We start from the raw sequence: 17,357 nt of genomic DNA on the forward strand, positions 1-17,357 counted from the left end.
TACCTAACAATAACCCGAGAAGCTTCTATATGGGCGGCAAGCGAGCAGATTTCGCTGGAGTGAGGTGAGTATTCATGGTTGACCAGGAAAACCTATCGGGCAAACGCGCCCTTATGGCCGCAGCGGCAGATCGCATCGCGGCAAAGCAGCAGGCCGTTATTGATGATTTCGAAACATCGATAGCGGAAAAGATCGATCATTCGACAACAGAGAGCGCCCAGTCAGTCCGTGATTTCCTGATCGAGGACGACTGAACTGGGACTATCCCAGGTCTCCAACTCCCTCAAGCACTGCGCATACAAGGTCGATGACAAGATTTGCGCCGCCCAACCGGATGATCTCGTAACCGACCCATAGTCCGGATGGCGTGCCGAACCCGACGGCTCCCGACGTTACGGTTCCAAATGTCGCGTAGGCGATGCAGCCTGTAACAAGCCCAAGGGCTATTGCTGAAACAGGCTTGGCCCAGAAACTCATCCAAAAATCACTCATCTCAGCCCCTCACGCTTGTCGTTCAATCGAGCGTGGACGCCGATCATGACGATGCAGCGGCACCGATGTGGCGAAATAAGGAATTCTCAAAAAATACCCCCGGTCGTCACTACACGAACCGGGGGTCAGGGTTTGCCCTCTGGGGGAATGAGGGACTTTCGACGACACACGACCATGGGGGGGAGGAGGGCGTCGTGTGCATCATATTCTCTATGTAGGATAAGGAGTTCTGGTCGTCAACAAGGAGTTCTCAAAAAATGATTTCTGCAGATTTCTTTTTTGCGCTGTATTTTGACATAATTCCTTTCACGTTCTCGGAGGCGCGAAATGAAGGCCATAAGCAAGGTGGTGACCACATCTCTGTATTGGAAAACCCTGGGGGAACTTCGGGGAACGCCGCGCTATGAAAAAATCCGATCCGACATTCGTGAACTCGTCCAGAAGAAGGCGGAGTCTCGTATGCCGGTGAACGCCAGGGACAAGGTCTTCAATGACAAGCGCCTGGCATCATTGAGCGGTATCTGGCACTGCTCGATCTCGCGCAATCCGGATGTTGTCCTCTTTTACTCAATGGAGGGCGACACCCTCACGCTCGGAATGCTCGGAAAACATGATGATTTCCCGTCCGGTGGGCAGAACTTTGCCCGCGCAAACGGCGTTGGATCGAGAATCCGTAACTCAATCGAGCAAGGTCACGTGCCAACGCCGGAATGGGAAGGTGTTCGCTGGTCGCGACCATCGGACCTTCTGAACAACGCAGAAGTCCATGAGCTTTCGGTGGCTGCACTTCAGGAAATCTCCGAAGCTCTCTATCGGGAGGCGCAGGACGCACCCCTTTATGAGCGTCTGCATGGCCATGACATCCTTGAAGCCAATGAAGCCGAGATCGAAGCGTGGCTCAATGAAGTCGAAGCCGCGAACGATCACATTCTATCGGTGATGCGCAAGCCTCTTGTGTCACTCGATGTGACGCTTGCTGGCCCAGCCATTTAAATGTTGACATTTGCTGGGGTCCTTGTAGGTTGAACCCAACAACAAGGATTTCTGACATGCTGGAATTTCGCCCCAAAGGCCTCGTGCCCTCCGATGTCGAAAATATCGTCGGTCGCATCGTGATGAGCGCCGGGATGGTCATAGGCCAAGAATACGCCAACCCGGTGCGCGTCCTTTCTGTATCCAGCAAATCTCTTCAAGTGCGCGAATTGCAGGGCAAGCTGGACCGTGCAATCAACCGCAAGGTATACACGGATGAGCTGGACCCTGAGGATAATCAGCCCTTTTCACTCCAGATGAGAACGGTCAAGCTGATCTGCGATACGGCAGCTGAGGTTAATGCCATTCGGCAGCTGCAGGAGGTGATCGGCGACGAGTACACCACGTTTGTGAAAGCGATTCCAAGTCGCTTTCAGGAACTGGCTGATAAGTTGGCCCTTGGCAATGCTCCCAAGGGCCATAAGGTTTAGCGCCGCATTCCAACGCTATGTTGCGCTTCTTCGACCTGCTTGAGTTCGTCATGCAGGTCGAAGAGCGTCAGCTGGCGCTCTGCGATGGCGTCGATCTGCTGCTCTTGCACCTCGGAGAGCACGGTTTCCCCGATGAGACGGCCGACCGAGCGGAAAGCCGTCCAGATGCAGGAATTGCCCAGAATTTTGTGAGCGAGCGTCAGGGACAGTCCCTCGACCAGTTCCGGCGGGATCGTCTTGACGGCCGCATGTTCTTCCGGGGTCAGAAGACGAGACCAGTTTTCTTTAGTCGGGTGAGCGATACGAGGTTCCGTAGAACGGTTCTTCGCATAACCGGCACCGATGGTGCCGACCTTCTCGGAGTTGGCGTCGACCCAATTCAGACTGAAGCCCTTCTTGGCCGCAGCATCCCGCTCGTTTTTTGCGACGAGATAGCTGATGTCTTTCCAGATGGCATTGTCGGGATCAACGTCCTGGAGCACTTCGCCGAGGGTCTTTTCCTTTTCCCGCACAGGCAGGAGCCGCTCCAAATCGACCGTGAATTGATTTGAGACCGCAATCATGGCCCAGCGCTTACGGTTTTCCAGAGCGCCCATCTCGTTACCTGAGAAGGTTGTCTCGTAAATGGTGTATCCCCATGTCTCAAGAGTTGCTCGGATCACCTTCGCAGAAATTTCATTTGCGTACTCAACCACATTTTCCAATACAATCGCTGATGGGTTACAGTGCTTCACTACACGCAGGAAGGGAATGAAGAGGGCCCCTGCTGTCGGGTGTTCTTCTGCAGCAGTGATGCCGTTCTTGGACTTACCAGAACGTGAGGCTCCGACACATGGCAAGCCCGCTACCAGAAGATCAACCTTTGGAAAATCTTCAATGTCGACCTCTTGCATCGGTGCTTCGATAAGGATGCTGTCATCAGACCATATAGGATTGCATCTGGCCGACTGGTCGAGCGTATCGGCGTCCATCTCGCACGCGAACTGAAGACGCGCTTGAATGCCTAAATCTTCGAGCCCAGCGTGAATTGCATGGTCAATCACACCCCCACCATGAGCGAGCGCGCCTGTCGTAATTGGCCTTCCACTCTTCACGGCATCCACTAAACGATCAAAACGCTCCTTGGTCGCCGCGTCATCGGGGTGGACTTCGATGGTCATCTGCCCCTTCTTGACGGTCACTTTGGCGCGCGCGAGACCTTCGCCGAACATCTCGTCGATCTGTTTGCCGAGAACGTCTATGATCGGGATTTCCTTGCCGTTGCGTTCCTTGCGCGACACCTTGTGTGCGCCGTCTTCATCCGGCGTGATAACGACCTTCGAGGTTTCGGGGTCCCAGGTTAAGGAAAATCGCGTTCCGGGCACGAAATGTGCACGCTCAAGCTTCCGACCCTCAAGCCAGAGGCGCTTCTTACCGCGATGATCGGCGATCTTCGTATAGATGTGAGAGATCGCCGGACCGGCGGTACGCGAAGGCTGTGCACTCATCGATATATTCCCTGATTTGACACACGAGTCTGGAAAACATCGTTGAAAACAACAAACCGCCGAACTTCATATGAAAGATAATTTCCGATTCAAAAGACCGCCGGGCCAAGCGCAAACGCAGTTGAGCGTAGAGTCGGCGAAATCGTCTGCCAGGCGGAATATCGCCGTCTTGCGGAAAATCCTCGTCCCTATGCGGCCTTGAAATGACGTCTCCGCACACGACAGCGCCTTCGGACAGCCAAGAAGCACTTCGTGTTCAAGAACCTCATAGTCTTGATCAACAGGAAGCTTGAACTGTATCCCATCAAGATCGAAAGAAAGCGTATCGGTAACAAGAAACTCGACCCGACAGGTCAGTCCTGTGTCGTCCATCACCGGCCGCCGTGCCTCAAAGCGAATGCGTTCGTTGACACCCTGTTTTGAGAGCATTTCAAAAAGGCACCACCGAAGGCGTTCGGTCATTTCTGCCGGGAGCTGCGATAAACTCTCGTAGGCATCGAACTCTGGCCCGAAGCCGTTGCTGTTGGAAACAAGCCAAAACGCGGCCTCTGAAGCTGTGTCGGGGTTGTCGTCGAAAAGCGCGCGATAATGCAGTCGCACCTTGTGCGCCATTTGACCTCTGGCCTGCCCCTCTTGTTCCGATGCTCTCATGTCGCCACCTTCAAAGATAGCTCGGGATGATAGCTGTGGAAACTACCGGCCACAAAACATCTTCGAAGGTTCAACCGCGACGCTTGCTTCTGCCGCAATGGCTCCAGGTGCGCTTGGGACCGACGTCGACATGGACGATCCCATTGCAATAGCGTCCAATGCCGCCGACTCCGGGCGCGGTCCTTGCTACCTCGATAATCGCCTGGTCGGACATTCCGGGAATGCGTATATCCGCCGCCATGCATTTGCGGTGATAGGAGCCCGTCTTTCCACCGTGACGGTGTCCGGACGTTAGAATGGGCTGCCTCCCAGTTCGTTCCTTGATATGGGCAATGACACCGAGAAGTTTGGTGGGGAAGCATCCGCCGCTAACTGACACGGTCTGCTTCGAGTACGGCAGAACAGTGTGATGCGCGGGCAATACCTTGGTGAATCGCTGTTGGGTGGTCTGGTTACAAGCGGTCAAGACAAGGCAGCTCGCCACAACGAGATGAATCCTTTTCATGAGGGACACTCCTGAAAGTCGTAGCCCTGAGAACACGCCATTGCGTTGTTGGAATAAGAGGGCTTTTCTTCGATGCAAGGAATTTGGCGGGGAAAAGTGTCAAATTTGTGCACCGCACACGAGAACTCCTTTGCGATTTCCTTGTGAACGCATCGTTAAGTTCAAGAAAACCTCGCAAATCAGATCGTTTATGTACGTTTTTCGATTGAAAAAATGATCTGGTTTCTGATAATTGCTTTCGAAAATTTGTCGCGGCGCATCTAAAAATCCTTGTGCTCCGACATCACATTAATTGCAGGAAAATACGCGCTCGAAGAGCGTTGGAGGCCGAATGAATCTTGATCAATACACGAATGCAGCCCGCGATGCATTTCAGCAGTCACAGACAAAGGCGATTGCTGAAGGACACCAGCAATGGGTTCCTTTTCACCTGCTTTATGGTCTGATTGCGGACGATAAAGCGACTGGAACGCAAATCCTGAAGGAAGCCGGTGTCGATGTCCCTGCCCTGCGCGCGGCAATCGACGTTCAGCTCAAGAAAATCCCGCGTGTCGAAGGCAGCTCCGGCCTCTATATGAGCGGCCCCCTTGCTGCCGCCATCGAAGCCGCAAAGAAATTCGCGAAAGGACTGGGTGACCAGTTGGTCGCTGCCGACGCCCTGCTTTACGGCCTCTTGGCAAAGCCTTCGGACGTGCCGATGCAGGTCGGCATTTCGGCGGCTTCTGTTGAGAAGGTGATTGAAGTCATCTCGCGTACCCGCAAGGGAAAGACCGTCACGAGCGAAGATGCTGAAAACAGCTTCGACGCCCTGAAGAAATATGCGCGAGACCTGACGGCAGATGCTGCAGCCGGTCGCCTCGACCCCGTCATCGGCCGCGATGAAGAAATTCGCCGCACCATGCAGGTCTTGTCCCGCCGCACGAAGAACAACCCTGTCCTGATCGGTGAGCCAGGCGTCGGCAAGACCGCCATCGCTGAAGGCCTTGCCTTGCGCATCATCAATGAAGACGTCCCCGAAAGTCTCAAGGGCAAGCAGCTGATGGCGCTCGACATGGGAGCCTTGATCGCCGGTGCCAAGTTCCGTGGAGAGTTCGAAGAGCGCCTCAAGGCGGTTCTGGCCGAGGTCGATGCTTCTGAAGGCGGCATTATCCTGTTTATCGACGAAATGCATACCCTGGTCGGCGCGGGCAAGACCGATGGAGCCATGGACGCTTCCAACCTGCTGAAGCCAGCGCTGGCGCGTGGAGCCCTGCACTGCATCGGTGCGACGACGCTCGATGAATATCGCAAGCACGTCGAGAAGGACGCGGCTCTTGCCCGTCGTTTCCAGACGGTGATTGTCGAGGAACCGACCGTTGAAGATACGATTTCGATCCTTCGCGGCCTGAAAGAACGTTACGAGCAGCACCACAAGGTTCGCATTTCGGACTCCGCCATCGTGGTCGCCGCGACGCTTTCCAACCGCTACATCACGGATCGTTTTCTGCCGGACAAGGCTATCGACCTGATCGACGAGGCTTCCTCGCGTCTTCGCATGCAGATCGACTCCAAGCCGGAAGAACTGGACGAGATCGACCGTCGGCTTCTGCAGATGAAGATCGAACGCGAAGCGCTTCGCAAGGAAACGGACCGGGCTTCCGTCGTTCGTCTTGAGAAGATCGAGCAGGATATCGCCAATCTCCAGGAGCAGGCTGACACCCTGACCCTTCGCTGGGAGTCGGAAAAGAACCAGCTGGGCCTGGCCGCCAACCTGAAGAAGGAAATCGAAACCGCACGCAATGAACTTGCCTCGGCACAGCGCGGCGGCAACTTCCAGCGTGCTGGCGAGCTGACCTACGGCGTCATTCCGGAACTGGAGCGCAAGCTTGCGGAAGCGGAAAAGCAGGCATCGGGCTCGGGCGTCCTGCAGCAGGAAGCCGTTTCCCCGGATCAGGTCGCTGCTGTCGTATCGCGCTGGACCGGTATTCCGGTCGACAAGATGATGGAAGGCGAACGCGACAGGCTCCTGCGTATGGAAGATGAGTTGGCAAAGCGGGTTGCTGGCCAAGGCGTCGCAATCCAGGCGGTGTCGCGTGCGATCCGCCGTTCCCGCGCAGGCCTCCAGGACCCGAACCGTCCGATTGGCTCGTTCATCTTCCTTGGTCCGACTGGTGTCGGAAAGACCGAGCTGACGAAAGCGCTGGCAGAGTTCCTGTTCGATGACGAAACCGCCATGGTGCGTGTCGACATGTCGGAATATATGGAAAAGCACTCCATTGCCCGTTTGATCGGCGCACCTCCCGGCTATGTCGGTTACGAGGAAGGCGGCGTCCTGACGGAAGCCATCCGTCGCCGTCCCTATCAGATCGTCCTGTTCGACGAGATCGAGAAGGCGCATCCGGATGTGTTCAACATCTTGCTGCAGGTTCTCGATGACGGTCGGTTGACGGACAGTCAGGGCCGCACGGTCGACTTCCGCAACACGCTGATCGTCATGACGTCCAATCTGGGCGCTGAATATCTCGTCAACCTGAAGGACGGCGAGAAGGCTGAAAGCGTTCGCGAGCAGGTCATGGACGAAGTGAAGGCTGCTTTCCGTCCGGAATTCCTTAACCGCGTTGACGACATCCTTCTCTTCGACCGGCTGCAACGGTCGGATATGGCGAAGATTGTCGATGTCCAGCTTGGCAGGATCAGGAAGCTGCTCGATGAGCGGAAGATCGTTCTCGACGTCACTGAGGGTGCGGCTACCTGGCTGGCAAAGCACGGCTACGATCCTGCTTATGGAGCGCGTCCCCTGAAGCGAACGATCCAGAGGTATCTGCAAGACCCGCTGGCTGAAGTCATCTTGTCTGGCGAGGTGATGGACGATTCAACGGTTCGGGTCGATGATGCTTCTGACAGGCTGATCATCCGTCCGGTCAAGGCGAAACCGGAGCTGGTAGCGGCTATCGCGGCAGAGTAGGCAGAAGGTGGCCGTTGGCGGTTAATTCACTTGCTGCTGACGGCCTGCTCTCCCATCATATTCTCAGGTCCACTTTGGAGTGACTAATGCGTTTTTGGCTTTTCGTCTTTTTCTTGATGATCGGCATCTGGCTCTACTATTTGGCAAAGCCGTATTTATTCTCTTCCGCAAACAGGATTTCGGGGCTTGTGCACAAGAATTTGCGTAAGGAGTTGAAGGACACCGAATGGCAGATGGAAGACGGCCGCATCGGGAAGTTTCACGATGTGGAAGATGGTGGCAAAACCTTCATTCTGATCCTCGCAGATGGATCGAACGTGAAGGCTTCCTACTTGAAGCTCAACCGCTATGAGAAGAGGAAAAAGTACACCGGCGCAGACGATAGCGTCACCGAAATCCGTTAAGTCCGGTTCTACATTGCGTTCTCTGGAACTACATTCCAGGGAGATTGATCCGGAAACTCGATATGCTCGATCTGCTAGAACTCGCCCGGCAGGGCTACACGATATCTCCTGAAATCCTGGCTGGCCTTGGCGGTGATCGGGGTGTCGAAACATATGTTCAACGTCTCAAAACCCTTGCCTACCGCCCGGCGGACCAGGTTCGTTTGAGGCAAGACCTGATTTCCCAATGGATCGATCAGTTCACCTCGAAGCCGCAGATGGCAGAGTATGTATCCGTACTGCATGCTCTTAAAAACGTGGGCGACAATCGGCTGACCGTCGAGCGCGTCTATGTCGATGCGGTGGGTGACATTCTTTACACCTTCGTCGGCAGTGATCTGAAGGTCGAAGCCACTTTCTGCACGAATGCTCTGCCCTTTATCCACGAATACGGCGTGCTGACACTGCATGAGGATCGGCTCTGGTTCGTTCATGTTGACGACGAGACTTCCGAGGCAAGGCAGGTATTCGAGATCACGCAGGAACCAGGGCGCGCTGCCCAACATCAGCTGGGTATCGATAGCCTGACGAGCCTTGCCGAATTGCTGAGAAGCGAAGATCGCCAGGCGATGGCGGGTGAATTCGCTGTCGAGGATCATGGAGCCGAGACCTGGGGGCTTCTCTACACGCCATGGAGCAGTTCCGCGCCAGAGAAAGCATTGGCAAGCGCAATGCAGGCGATCCAGGAAACGATGAGCGTTGCACCGGCCCTCAACTGAATTCTCTCTTGAGATCATTGTCCTGTTGGGATAAGTGACGAACCGGACGTTGTTACATGCGTTTGACGGCACCCGTTGCGCATTGGAGACAGCACCATTGGATCGTAAAATTGTCATCAAATGTGCGGATTGGCCAAGGCGTTTACCTTGTCGGCCGAAACCCGTTTTCCGGGATTTCCTCGGCTGACCGTTTGTCCTAGAACGTGACATCGTCATAACCGACGAGCGAATATATTGAGAACCCCTGTTATGAATGCTGCCCAGACCTTTGTGATCAACTCAACAGCGCCATTGATCGATGGAACGTGTTTTCAGGATCGTTCAACAATTGTGCGGTATTTTAATTATCTTCTCAAGGAAATCGGCCGCGCCGGAAGGGTTTTCATATTCCGAGGCAAGATGATGTATGTCTCGCCTTCGCTGCGTGTCGAGACTACGATGGATGCAATCCTCGCCGAATTCGCGCCTCATGTGACCACTCAAGACGAAGTGATCCAGGTTCTGGATAATGCTGGCGCTCGGTTCTTGAAGGAAATTGAGCCTCCACAAGGTTTCGTAAACGAAGATTTCGATCCGACAAAGGTTTCGCTGGCGCTGATGGATCATCTGCAGGTGAAATTGATGGAAGAGGGCATGAAGCTGCGTGACGGAGAGTTGCGGCCTTCTTTCGAGATGCCGATTACCTTCCGGCAATTTGGTGAACTCTACCTTTCACCGGTAATCGAGGTCCCCGCAGGTACTGTGCCAGTGACCGAAATCATGTGCGCGGCGATGGATGTGCAGCCGAACGATCTCTACGATATCGGGCTCAGCAATCTGAAACATCACGTCGATGCAGGCGATATTCGTGTTGAAACATCTCCAAACGGGGTGCGTTCGATTGATAGCGAAAACCCGCCAGCGTCAGCTCTTTTCCTGCTGAAAGAGTTTTGGGAAGATCAGGAACGCGAACTCGGCTCGCCGCCAGCAATCCGGATTGTCACCGGCGACGTGATCATGTTCGCGCCATCGCAGGATGAAAAGGCAATGGCGGCTCTCGGTCCCAAATGGGATTACGGGTCGAGGATCGGAGTGTTCCCGAAGCCGATCTCGAAGGAAACATTCATCTGGTCAGACGGCACATTCAAGGTCGCCTGACCGAACATCACATCCCGAGAGCGCGGGGCTCGTCGCGTTCGGCAAATTCATGCGGATGGTCAGTCTTGTACTTTTCCCATGACAGCTTGGCCTGATAGACCTCGATGTCGCTCTTGCGCGAGAGCCAGGACGTGTGCATGGCAATCATGCTTTCCTTCTGACCCTTGTTGCTTTCCTCGATAACCGACCTGGCGGTCGCGCCGCGATCAAAGCCATCGATAATGTAGAGCGTTCCCATCTTTTCGTCGACGATCCAGTCCTCAATCGGTCTGGTCGCGATCTCTTCGACGGTGATATGCTTCGGGGTGACTTCCCAACGCCGCGCGTTGATCTTGTCCAGGTTCCATTCGAGATCGCGCAGAAAGTCGTCCTGCCAATCGGGATTATCGATGGCATGACTGTCGGTGTAAAAGTTCCATTTGCCGGAATGCTCGTTGAATGGATTGACCTTGCCGACAGCAGCTTTCGGCAAGTCGAAACACATGTGGACCCAGTCATGAACGCTGATCGTTATCCGGCCAGCATCAGTCATGGCCTCGCCTTCCGCCCCAAAGCGGCTACCGACTTCATTCTTGTTGAAGGGCGTCGTGATCTCCAGATTGATGCCACGCGCTGCATAGGCTGCCAGGACCCGGTCGAAAAATTTCTCGACGCCCTTCCAGCTTTTTTTTGAGTGTCTGCGCTCTTTCATCTTCGGTCCTTCACTGCGTCATTCGCCAAACCATGAGCGCAAATAGCGCAAGGATCAACGCGTCAGTCGGAGATGATTGTCATATTCGACGGTCGGGAACCGGTAGATGCGCACCGCCCGCCCCTTCGCCGTGGAAATTTCCACGCTCTCCATTTCGGATACGAATTCGTCCCTGTTTCTGCTCGTGTTGTTCAAATCGATCACCAGCTTGGTCATCATCGACATGTTACGAGTAGCGAAATCGATGATCTTCTCTGCCGGGAGATCAGCCAGATTGTCCGCGTCCTCGTCCATCATGAATTTCAGCGTCTCCTGGTCGATGAAAACGTAAGCGTCAAGGTCGGAATCGTCTCGAATGGAGATGAACAGGCCCTTCTCTTCTCTTGCTCCTAAAAGATTGGTGGAGAAGATCGGGTAATCGAACTGAAAAAGACGTCCATGAAGCGTCTTCTGGTAAGAATGTGCCCTGAGTTCAAAGAAGGGTACGAACCTCTTGCTGCTTGGCAGATCACGATTATTCACTTCACTCTCCCTGGTTGATAAAACTTGCATGTTTGCGGGCGCGCGCTGCAGGTTCCCAGCAACACCAGCGGCTTCATGGTCTTTCTTGGTCTAGCGTAAGAGGAATACATATCGGCCAATCTGTCCTACGCAGTTTGAGGTTCGGCCGTGACAGGGTCAAAATCTTCGGCAATGGCCTCCACAAAGGAATTAATCCGATACGTCGAGTAGATAGCCACCGCTTTTGCGGTTCGCAACCATAAGCCCGAGCAGGTCTTTGATTTCGCCCGGGCTTTCGGTTGCGATTAGTAATAAAGACGATAAAGAGTGTTGCGATAACAGTAACCGCTACCCACGCATTCAGCGTACCAATCTCTCCCCGTCACTAAGACCCGTTCCCAATTTTGACCGTCGTTGGAACGCTCCATTTTCACGTTAGGAAGTGCCGTATAGGTAGTGAGGCCTGCGACCTGAGGGGCCATAAGACGTTGGCCATCATTCATCCACCCACCGCCAGATTCCCAGACATTGAAGGCTGCAAGGTTTGCTCCAGCTGGGCCAAAATCCATTTGCCAGGCAAAGGTGGAGCCCGCAACCGATTGATTGCACGCAGCGGATTTACAAAGCGTGATGAGTGCATTGTACCCGCCTCCGCTGGCGAACCCCGCCGGATCACTGATATAGGTGTCACCTACGTTCGTTATGGTGGGAGTTGCAGGCGCATTGCCGAAGTAGCTGAACAGTTGGGCGTTGGTGCGGATGGTCAGTCCGGTATTCAGCGTCGTCACGGACATTCTCCAGAACCGATACCGTGAACCGGCAGAATCTCGAATAAAGATCGTGAACGATCCGGTTGCTGTAGCGCCAGTTTTTTGGTCTGTCGCTGTAACAGTCACCTGGTTCGCACCTTGCGCCGCCGTCGGCGTTCCCGAAACAACTCCGGTATCACCATTGACGCTTAGTCCCGATGGCAGTCCCGACATTGCGACCGTAACGGCCCCGGAAGCGCCCTTTATGGTGACGGGCGTCGCCGAATAGGACGTGCCGACCTCGACAGTGATCTCCCCAGGAGTAACGACTTCGAATTTCGCTACGGTCACGCCGACCGACAAGATTGATTGACGGTTAAGCTCGTCTGTCGCAACGACCTGGACGACACCGTTCGTCACGGCCGTTGTCGATGGGCCGATCTTAAGGGTTTTGTTTGCCGTGTCGAGCGTGACCGGAACGGAGTTCGAAGCAATGCTGTAGGTTACGTTACCGACGGCATTCTTTACCGAAAGCGGCAAAGGCTCCGTAGCGACCCCAGTTTGAAGACTATAGGAACTGCCTGGTACGGGTGACGTAAATGCCATGGCGTCCTTCGGCACAACATTGATTCTGAATTCGGCCGTCTGGTTGCCGTCCCCGTTAATGTCTCGAATGCGCATGACCAGTTTGAAGATGCCGGTCTCTGTCGGAGTGCCTGAAATCCTTCCTGTGGCGCTGTTGAAGTTCAGTCCGGCTGGGAGTGCCCCAACGAGACCATAGACATCACCCGACGCGCCATTTGTGACCGACGGCGCGATGTCCGTCATAACTGTGTCAACCGTTACCGTCCGATTTGCGATGTTGGCTATAGACGGCGTCGTCAGCTTTTTTGTGATGTTGATGGCGAAAAGGTTTGAGGATTGCTCGTCACCTGCCTCGTCACGACCGACAACTGTTAGACCGGCGTAGGTGCCGGTAGGCGCTGCCGCGCTGCCGACAATTTTTCCGGTCGTGCTGTTTACGTCGAGACCAGCAGGCCAGGTTCCCAAGCCCTTTCGATATGTGACCTTACCGATATTGTAACTTGTGTCAGTCGCAACATTGGCGGCTTCGGCTTGAGCCAGGCTGATCTGGGTTGGCAACACTAGTCTCAGGTTCGGGATTACCGAGATGTTAACGGGCTTCGATGTTATGCGATTGGTCTCATCTGAAACACGTAGATTGATCGTGAACGCCTGAGTGGCGGACAGTTGTCCTGTGACTGCGCCGGTCGTTGGGTTGAGCGTCAGACCAGCATGCTGACCAATATCAGGCGAGCTAAATGTAAGCTTTCCAAACGTGTTGGAAGTGCTCAAAGATGCTGTTGCAAACGGCAATTCCATTTTTACAGCATAGCCGACCTTGGTAACGATATCGGCCACATTCAAGACAATTGGATCGGTAGCGAACAGAACCTTGAATGTTTGATTAATGGAAGCGGTGCGGCCAAGCGTGTCAGTAGCCGTGAACTGGATCGAATAGGTGCCGATGTTTGTCCAGTATCCAGAGAAACGCACCTCTCCGTCTTCGATCTTATAGGTAATGCCAGACGGAAGCGTGCTTGCTCCGGCAGTCCAGGTCACACCTTTTCCATAGGCGTCCCCGACAGCGCTCAGAACAACATCCGCATTGCCATCAGGCACGACGATACCCTTTGGATTCTGACTGGACGCGATACTCAGCGGAGTTGAAGCCACATTGATGCTGAACGGTCCGGCCATCGCGGTATTGAACGATTCCCGCGTTGGATCGTCTTCAAGGTATTGAAGCTGATGATCGTCACTTGCAAAAAGGTAGAGATTGCCGAAGGTCCCAGACTTAGATGGGACTCCGGTCAAAGTCATCGACTCTGAATCGAAAACGAGAGCGTCATCGGGCAAATCGGCGGCCGACTGCACAACCTCCGAGCCCGCATCGGTGTAGTGCACAAACGCGGAACCAATCCGATAGTAGGGCTTCCCAGGAAGGGTGCCATTGATTGCATAGGTCACTTCCCCGATGGCATTGTCCGCCCGTTCAAAGTGGATTTTGATCGGATCATCGGCAGAATATTGGGTAGCTGTGTAACTGGTGGTGGATAGCGAAAGTGCCAACGGAGGAATAACGGTCGCGCTAAATTGCGCAGGTGGAACAGAGAGCCGTCCATCTGTATCTGTAGCGCCGACCACCCACTCATAGAGGTCGGGGGTTTCCAGTTTTCCTTGCAGGAGACCCGTGGATGAATTCAACGAAAGAGAAGCTGGAACGCTGACGCTGGTATAGGTCGGATAGCCCACGGAATTGGTGACTCGAAGAGGAGCAGTTTTGAATGTCTCTCCCTGGCGAACCAAGAATGTCTGGCTTGCTGGAGTGACTTTCGGGCTTCCGTTGTAAGTCGCTTTAATCTTGAGCTGTAGGGCATTCGAGGTCATCCCCTCGCTATCAGACGCGATAACAATTACTGGCCAGTCTCCTAGTGTGTTCGGAACTCCCGCGAGTTGGCCGGTGGCAGTGTTAATTGTGACGCCCGGAGGTGGTGACGACAGAGTATAAGTCACTTTACCGGCGACAGAGCCTCCGACGCTCAGAGAGAAATTCGCTGGAGTTTTTCCGGCACTGTTGAGAGTGTTTTCCTCCAGGAGATAGGTCAGGGTATTCGATGAAGCCGTAAGCGTCATAGGGACACGGTCAACAATGTTCAGAACAAAGGGCGGTCCATCGATCTCCAGGCCAGTCACTTTGTCACGAGCTTGAATAACTATGTTTTTGAAGACTCCCTTTGCGTCGGTCGTCGAGCCCTGGATGACGCCGGTGTCAGGATTGACCTTCATGCCTGTCGGCAACCGGCCAGACTTTGTCGAGAGACTCCAGGTAATGCCTCCGTAAAAGCCGTTGTTCGCGACGACTTTGGGTCCGAATTGTTTTGCATCGGCAAGCCGTGGAACGTTATAGGTTGATTGGTCGGTCGTTAGCGCTGGATACGGCAGTACCGTGAGAGGGAGCTTGGCTGCACCAGCTCGTCCCGCGCCATCGCGGAAGCGCAACAGAACTGTCCCGGAGAATTCTTCAAGCGGCTGCCCCGACAAAATGCCTTGCGAGAACGTAAGCCCATCGATCTTCGGTTCATAGTCATCGTAGACGACGGCATCAACGCCACCGACCAGAGTGATCTCATTGAACTGAATGGAGGGAGACGCAACATCCCTGCCGACATTAACGGTGATCGGGGCCAGATCAGCGGCTGCGGGCAACGGAGGGTCAACAACCGTGATGCTGAACTCATCAGAGGTCGCAGCGCCTCCTGCAGTGTCGCTAGCCTGAACGCGGTATCCAGCGGTTTCGGACTTTTCGACGGGCTTTCCGGAAACGGACCCGGTTGCGGCATCGAACACTAGACCGGCTGGCAATTGTGGACCGCTTAACGCATATGCAACAGGAAGACCTTGGGCGAGCGGCGGTTGTTTGACCGAGAAAGGCTGCTGATCCTTGTTGTCGTAGTTCACGACGAGCGTCAAATCGTTCGTCGAAAGGGACTCCATCGCATCACGTGGAAGGACATCGATATAAAACGGATTGCTTACGACAGACCCTTGGTGATCGTCGGTCAGCTTGATCTGGAAGGGCCCATAAGGACCGTTCTCTGGAGGAAGCGTTGTGCCCCCAGAGATGATGCCGCGTGACGGATCGATCTGAAGACCTTGCCCATTAGTGCCGTCGGGGAGCGGCCCGCCAATGATCTCGAAATGAGGATTGCCGATGACAGGGGTGACAGGCTCTGTCGGGAAAGCGGCTTGGTACAGATTATCAACCAGATCGTACTGCCTGATCGAAAGAGGTGACGGTACGGAGGCAAGAGACAAAGGATCATGGATGCCAATTGTTACTGTCCTGCGGGCAATCTGTCCGTCTCCGTTCGTGAGCGTGAAGCTTGGCTGATGGATACCGGCAACGAGAGACGATCCAGTCAGTGAAAGCGTTGCGGGATCAAATGAAATGCCCGGTGGAAGCTTGCCCTGATCGTCAATTTCAACTTTCCAGGGATCAACGAGTTTGCCAGTCGTAACGAGCCTGCCGTTGAATGCTTCGCCCACACGGATGTCGGCCTGTGCGAGCGAATAGGTCAAGCCGACCGCTTGCGCCATCGGAGGGTTGATGCTGAAGGAATATGGGCCGCAGGTTATCTGATCGTCATGCTCCCCATTGATCGTGTGGACCTCGACCATGACGTCGGACAGCTTTCCAGCTGCCGTCGGCGTACCAATGAAGTAACCCGTGTTCTGATCAAGGGTAACACCATCGGGCAGCGTTCCGGCAGTAACGACATACTGTTTCTTTCCCTGTCCTTTCGTCGGAATGAAGTAGCTGAGAGGAGTATCAACCCAGCCAATGATGTCCGCTGGCGGCGGATCGCCATTGTAGGGCCCACAGACAGGAACCGGACCTGCGGTGCCAATCTTGAACCAATTGGAGGTGGCCCCCTTCCCGTCAATGTCGATGGCGCGGTAACGGATTGTTTGCTGGTCCCAATTATCGGGTACCACGCCTTTGATGTGTCGGTCATAGGGATTTGAGGTGACCTGCAGCGATCCGGGGAGCGGTCCATCATCTTTGACGTCTACGTAATACCGCACGTCTGCATCAGTTTTCAAAGCGTAATTGAGTTTGCCGACTTTAATGTCCGTTTCCTGAAGCCAGACATATTTATCGACTGCCCAAACTTTATCCGCGATAAAGGGGAATGACGGCGCATCTTCAACGATGAAGTTGCCATAGTATGCGATCAAAGGATTTCCTAAATAATCGAAACCTTCGATTAAATAGCGAGCGTTCGTCGCCTCCGTCGGAGTGCCATCGAAATTGCGCCCGATAATATTTATTCCCTTGGGAGCAGCGTAAAACTGCTTCCAGTGGTCGATGACCACGCCTGAGGGAGCGGCAAATTGCTTGAAGAAATAGGTGCCGGTATGGGCATAGAGATCAAGTTTTGTTGTAGAGTTGGGCAGATTGAGTATATCAAACGAGGCAACGGCCGACGCGATTTTGTCTCCGTTAGCACTGTATCCCGTCAACTCCACTTCGACGTCGGTCGCGTTATCAGAAGGTGTTCCTTCGAACGCCAGAGTGCTGCTGTTGAAGTTAATACCGTTTGGAAGCCGACCTTTCGATAGCACCCAGGTATCGTGTTCCCATTCAGATTTCATTGGGAGTTTCTCAGAGAAGTCTACTCCGACTGCTCCAACATAGAACGCCCGGATATCTTTATTGTGCTCCGCATTTTCTTCGGAAGTCGCATAGTCTGCCTTATAGCGGAACCAATATTGGTTGCCGCTGAAATCTGCTGCAGCTGCATTCACACAAAACAGGGTCGCGAATGCAACCGTCAGAAACTTCCTGAACATTGTAGAAATCTTAAAGGAGCTATCTTGGTCAAAATCATATGATCCGTGAGACAGGCCAGCAAGCAGCCGGTGGGCGAAATAGATACTATCGTAATACAATTATTTTGAGGCATGACCCGTCAAAACACCGGGAACATCAGCGAAACTGAAAGTGAGG

At 54.1% G+C, this 17,357-nt stretch carries 14 protein-coding genes; 7 read left to right on the top strand and 7 right to left on the bottom strand.

The genetic code is table 11. The features are described 5' to 3' along the window. Positions 1-74: 74 nt before the first annotated feature. Complete coding sequence (locus FFR93_RS03135; RefSeq protein ID WP_138391908.1) at positions 75-254, top strand: hypothetical protein; 180 nt, start codon at positions 75-77, stop codon at positions 252-254. A 7-nt stretch (positions 255-261) separates the two neighbouring features. Here FFR93_RS03135 and FFR93_RS03140 read toward each other — a convergent pair whose 3' ends face one another. Continuing rightward, positions 262-492 carry a hypothetical protein gene (locus tag FFR93_RS03140; RefSeq protein WP_138391909.1) on the bottom strand — a complete coding sequence of 77 codons (231 nt, stop codon included), beginning with the start codon at positions 490-492 and terminating at the stop codon, positions 262-264. Positions 493-819: 327 nt separating this feature from the next. Here FFR93_RS03140 and FFR93_RS03145 point away from each other — a divergent pair, with 327 nt between their 5' ends. Both FFR93_RS03145 and FFR93_RS03150 read left to right on the top strand, forming a co-directional pair. Further along, the gene (locus FFR93_RS03145) at positions 820-1,485 is read left to right on the top strand and encodes a hypothetical protein (protein WP_138391910.1); all 666 of its coding nucleotides are present in this window, start codon (positions 820-822) and stop codon (positions 1,483-1,485) included. Positions 1,486-1,541: 56 nt separating this feature from the next. Further along, positions 1,542-1,955 carry a hypothetical protein gene (locus FFR93_RS03150; protein WP_138391911.1) on the top strand — a complete coding sequence of 138 codons (414 nt, stop codon included), beginning with the start codon at positions 1,542-1,544 and terminating at the stop codon, positions 1,953-1,955. On the opposite strand, the gene FFR93_RS03155 is transcribed toward FFR93_RS03150, so the two are convergent. The 3 genes from FFR93_RS03155 to FFR93_RS03165 form a co-directional block, all read right to left on the bottom strand. Continuing rightward, positions 1,952-3,319: a DNA cytosine methyltransferase gene (locus FFR93_RS03155; RefSeq protein ID WP_171049049.1), complete on the bottom strand. Its 1,368-nt coding sequence runs from the start codon at positions 3,317-3,319 to the stop codon at positions 1,952-1,954. The two genes, FFR93_RS03150 and FFR93_RS03155, sit on opposite strands and share 4 nt — an antisense overlap. A 189-nt stretch (positions 3,320-3,508) precedes the next feature. Further along, positions 3,509-4,093 carry a hypothetical protein gene (locus FFR93_RS03160; protein WP_138391913.1) on the bottom strand — a complete coding sequence of 195 codons (585 nt, stop codon included), beginning with the start codon at positions 4,091-4,093 and terminating at the stop codon, positions 3,509-3,511. 70 nt (positions 4,094-4,163) lie between these two features. After that, positions 4,164-4,598, bottom strand: a complete 435-nt coding sequence (locus FFR93_RS03165; protein ID WP_138391914.1) for a DUF882 domain-containing protein — start codon at positions 4,596-4,598, stop codon at positions 4,164-4,166. Between the two features lie 331 nt (positions 4,599-4,929). Between FFR93_RS03165 and clpB the strand changes: the two genes are divergently transcribed. The 4 genes from clpB to FFR93_RS03185 all read left to right on the top strand — a co-directional run bounded on the left by clpB (position 4,930) and on the right by FFR93_RS03185 (position 9,841). Then, positions 4,930-7,542 carry an ATP-dependent chaperone ClpB gene (gene clpB, locus FFR93_RS03170; protein WP_138391915.1) on the top strand — a complete coding sequence of 871 codons (2,613 nt, stop codon included), beginning with the start codon at positions 4,930-4,932 and terminating at the stop codon, positions 7,540-7,542. A gap of 86 nt (positions 7,543-7,628) precedes the next feature. After that, positions 7,629-7,946, top strand: a complete 318-nt coding sequence (locus FFR93_RS03175) for a hypothetical protein (RefSeq protein WP_138391916.1) — start codon at positions 7,629-7,631, stop codon at positions 7,944-7,946. Between the two features lie 62 nt (positions 7,947-8,008). After that, a complete protein-coding gene (locus FFR93_RS03180; protein ID WP_138391917.1) occupies positions 8,009-8,704 on the top strand; it encodes a hypothetical protein in 696 nt (231 codons plus the stop codon). 399 nt (positions 8,705-9,103) lie between these two features. After that, positions 9,104-9,841 (top strand): hypothetical protein, encoded by a 738-nt coding sequence (locus FFR93_RS03185; protein ID WP_138391918.1) that lies wholly within the window; start codon positions 9,104-9,106, stop codon positions 9,839-9,841. Between the two features lie 7 nt (positions 9,842-9,848). Here FFR93_RS03185 and FFR93_RS03190 read toward each other — a convergent pair whose 3' ends face one another. The 3 genes from FFR93_RS03190 to FFR93_RS03200 all read right to left on the bottom strand — a co-directional run bounded on the left by FFR93_RS03190 (position 9,849) and on the right by FFR93_RS03200 (position 17,299). After that, positions 9,849-10,532, bottom strand: coding sequence for a hypothetical protein (locus FFR93_RS03190; protein ID WP_138391919.1), 684 nt, complete (start codon positions 10,530-10,532; stop codon positions 9,849-9,851). Positions 10,533-10,586: 54 nt separating this feature from the next. Further along, positions 10,587-11,054: a hypothetical protein gene (locus FFR93_RS03195; RefSeq protein WP_138391920.1), complete on the bottom strand. Its 468-nt coding sequence runs from the start codon at positions 11,052-11,054 to the stop codon at positions 10,587-10,589. 284 nt (positions 11,055-11,338) lie between these two features. After that, positions 11,339-17,299 (bottom strand): putative Ig domain-containing protein, encoded by a 5,961-nt coding sequence (locus tag FFR93_RS03200; protein WP_138391921.1) that lies wholly within the window; start codon positions 17,297-17,299, stop codon positions 11,339-11,341. Positions 17,300-17,357: the final 58 nt, after the last annotated feature.

The sequence above is a fragment of the Rhizobium sp. MHM7A genome, from assembly GCF_005862215.1.
Classification (GTDB): Bacteria; Pseudomonadota; Alphaproteobacteria; order Rhizobiales; family Rhizobiaceae; genus Rhizobium; species Rhizobium bangladeshense.